Raw genomic sequence first — 1,312 nt, 5'->3', positions numbered from 1 at the left:
CGGCCGCCCGAGATGATGATCTTGGCCGAGGCCAGCTCCGGACGGTCGGACTTCGCGACCTCCTCGCCCTTGAAGGACGAATTGCCGGGATTTTCCGCAGCCGAGACGCTCTCGACCGCGGCCGAGCCGCCTTCGCCCGCTGCCGCGAAGGAGGCGGTGCGGATGGTCAAGAGCTTCTTGGCGTCGGTCGACTGCACGGTCTGGATGGCGTTGCCGGCATAGACCGGGCGCTCGAAGGTGTCGGGCGAGACGATGCCGCTGACATCCGAGACCTGCATCACGTCGAGCAGGGCGGCGACGCGCGGAAGCACGTTCTTGCCGGTCGTGGTCGAGGGCGCGACGATGGCGTCGTAGTTGCCCGCGAGCTTGACGATCAGCGCGGCAAGCGGCTCGGCCAGCGCGTGGCCGTAAATCGCGTCATCGGCGAGCAGTACCTTCTCGACACCGGCGAGCTTCGCAGCCGCATCGGCCGCGCCCTTGGCGCCCTCACCAGCGACGAGGATGTGGACGGGCGCACCGAGCTTGGCGGCGGCGGTCAGCGCCTTGGCGGTGGCGTCCTTGATGGAGGCGTTGTCGTGTTCGGCGATCAGCAGCGTGGTCATCAGATCACCCCGGCGGTCTTGAGCTTGGAGACGAGTTCGGCGGCATTGGCCACCTTGACGCCGGCGGAGCGGCCGGCGGGCTCGACCGTCTTCAGAACCTTGAGGCGCGGCGCGACATCGACGCCGAGCGCCTCGGCCGTGGTCTCGTCGAGCGGCTTCTTCTTCGCCTTCATGATGTTGGGCAGCGAGGCATAGCGCGGCTCGTTGAGGCGCAGATCGGTGGTGACGATCGCCGGCAGCTTGAGCGACACCGTCTGCAGGCCGCCATCGACCTCGCGGGTGACGTCGACGCTGTCCGCGCCAAGCTCGACCTTGGAGGCAAAGGTTCCCTGGCCCCAGCCGAGCAGGGCGGCGAGCATCTGGCCGGTCTGGTTGCAGTCGTCGTCGATCGCCTGCTTGCCGAGGACGACGAGGCCCGGGGCCTCCTGCTCGACGACCTTCTTCAGGAGCTTGGCGACGGCGAGCGGCTCGACGATGCCGTCGACCTTGACCAGGATGCCGCGGTCGGCGCCCATGGCGAGGCCGGTGCGGATCGTCTCGGCCGCCTGCGCCGGGCCGATCGAGACCACCACCACCTCGGTCGCCTTGCCGGCTTCCTTGAGGCGCAGCGCCTCTTCGACCGCGATCTCGTCGAACGGGTTCATCGACATCTTCACATTGGCGAGCTCGACGCCGGAACCGTCCGCCTTCACGCGGATCTTCACGTTGTA

2 protein-coding genes are annotated in these 1,312 nt (G+C 68.2%); both read right to left on the bottom strand.

Annotated features, from left to right (window positions below; genetic code table 11):
- Window positions 1-602, bottom strand: a 602-nt coding sequence (locus NUV79_RS25170) for an electron transfer flavoprotein subunit alpha/FixB family protein (protein ID WP_374679333.1), incomplete at its 3' end; no start/stop codon positions are given.
- Window positions 602-1,312, bottom strand: a 711-nt coding sequence (locus NUV79_RS25165) for an electron transfer flavoprotein subunit beta/FixA family protein (protein WP_257735806.1), incomplete at its 5' end; no start/stop codon positions are given. The genes NUV79_RS25170 and NUV79_RS25165, both read right to left, overlap by 1 nt.

The sequence above is a fragment of the Allobosea sp. 47.2.35 genome, from assembly GCF_024655635.1.
Lineage (GTDB): Bacteria > Pseudomonadota > Alphaproteobacteria > Rhizobiales > Beijerinckiaceae > Allobosea.
The sequence above is the reverse complement of the archived record's forward strand: the minus strand, read 5'-3'. Positions and strand labels throughout refer to the sequence as shown.